We start from the raw sequence: 1761 nt of genomic DNA on the forward strand, positions 1-1761 counted from the left end.
AGGCCACCCGCGCGGCCGTCGAGGAGGGCATCGTCGCCGGCGGCGGCGTCGCGTTCCTGCAAGCCGCCAAGGCCCTCGACACCGTCGAGGTCGCTGATGACGACGAGCGCATCGGCGTCGAGATCATCCGCAAGGCGCTCTCTGCCCCCGTCCGCACGATCGCTGCCAACGCCGGCTTCGAGGGCTCCGTCGTGGTCGAGAAGATCAAGAGCCTGCCCGAGGGCGAGGGCCTGAACTCTGCGAACGGCGAGTGGGGCGACATGATTGAGATGGGCGTCCTCGACCCCGTCAAGGTCACCCGCACCACCCTGCAGAACGCTGCCTCCGTGGCGTCCCTGATCCTCATCACCGAGGCCACCGTCTCGGACGAGCCCAAGGACACCACCATCGAGGACGCGATCTCCCGTGCCGCCGCTGCCGGCGGACAGGGCGGCGGCATGTACTAAGTCGTAGGTCTCAGAGCCAGGCAGTGACAGGCGCCCCATGGCTTCGGCCATGGGGCGCCTTCTCGCATCCTTGGACAAAGCCTTCCGATTTGCCTGTAGCTATTCGGGATCCGTCCGCCTGCGGGTCCAGGGCTACCGTTGGCACAAAAGCGCCCTTGGATTGTGTGGGAGTTGGAAGGTCGTTGGGCGCCATTTCCGTAACTGGCGCTACAATCGCGCAAACGCCAGAAAGAAATAACAGCTTAGGCTATGCATCCACTTGTATGTATTAGCAACTGCTCATGCATGTGGAAATCACTTGCTCTTATGGCCGATGCCATTCCTGGCGTATGCGCAACTCATTGGGGTGCCAGCATAAGGCGCATGACGCAAAGGGCGTCGCGCCGCCCCGGGGCGGAGGAGGAGACATGGAACTGCACGAGCGAATCGACCATACCAACCTCAAGCAGAACGCTACTGAGCAGGATCTCGCCAGGCTCTGCGACGAGGCGCGCGAGTGCGGCTTTGCGACCGTCTCGATCAACGGCTGCTGGACCTCATTTGCCGCAAAGCGACTCGAGGGTTCCGGTGTCGGCGTCACCACCTGCATCGGCTTCCCTCTGGGCGCGTCCACCACGGCGGGCAAGGCAGCCGAGGCGCGGCAGGCGGTCATCGACGGCACGACCGAGATAGACATGGTCATCAACGTCGGAAAGCTCATCGATGGTGACGACGACTACGTCGTCAACGACGTTGCGGAAGTCGTGAAGGCAGCCGACGGCCACCCCGTCAAAGTCATTCTCGAGTGCTGCCTGCTTGACGACGAGCAAATCGCTCGCGCCTGCAAGGACTGCGTGAAGGCCGGCGCCTCCTTCGTCAAGACGAGCACTGGGTTCAGCACGGGTGGGGCCACGGTCGAGGACGTGCGCCTCATGCGCCAGACCGTTGGAAATGCCTGCAAGATCAAGGCGGCGGGTGGAATCCACAGCAAGGATGAGGCCCTTGCCATGGTGGAGGCCGGTGCAGATCGCCTTGGCACCAGCGCAAGCGTCGCCATCGTCAACTAGTCGTTCGGCGTCGGGAGTCTCCTGCCGTCTGCCATATCCTGCCTGCGTCCCGGGTCGGGCTTGTGCGCTTGCCAAGTCCGACTCGGGATTGCTCGTTCTTGGACACGTCTACTAAACAGTAGCTTATAAAACTAAACATATTCTCAATATAGTTTGATGGGACAAATGGTTTCGTATCAAACAATGTATCACATTATGAAAATACAAATAAGGACAGTAATTTTTATAAAGAAGCAGCTACAAGAAGACAAGATTAGCAACTCACAATC

Annotated in this window: 2 protein-coding genes; both read left to right on the plus strand. The window is 60.4% G+C overall.

Going from position 1 to position 1761, the window contains the following annotated elements:
* Positions 1-446: TCP-1/cpn60 chaperonin family protein (locus BQ7388_RS09955; RefSeq protein ID WP_327196118.1), on the plus strand; the 446-nt coding region annotated here is incomplete at its 5' end.
* A 407-nt stretch (positions 447-853) separates the two neighbouring features.
* Positions 854-1492, plus strand: coding sequence for a deoxyribose-phosphate aldolase (deoC, locus tag BQ7388_RS09960; protein WP_072500539.1), 639 nt, complete (start codon positions 854-856; stop codon positions 1490-1492).
* Positions 1493-1761 lie beyond the last annotated feature (269 nt).

The sequence above is a fragment of the Olsenella phocaeensis genome, from assembly GCF_900120385.1.
Lineage (GTDB): Bacteria > Actinomycetota > Coriobacteriia > Coriobacteriales > Atopobiaceae > Olsenella_I > Olsenella_I phocaeensis.

Bases quoted from the DNA above. Each gene is read 5' to 3' on its own strand.
- deoC (WP_072500539.1), top strand. From the start codon at position 854: ATGGAACTGCACGAGCGAATCGACCATACCAACCTCAAGCAGAACGCT.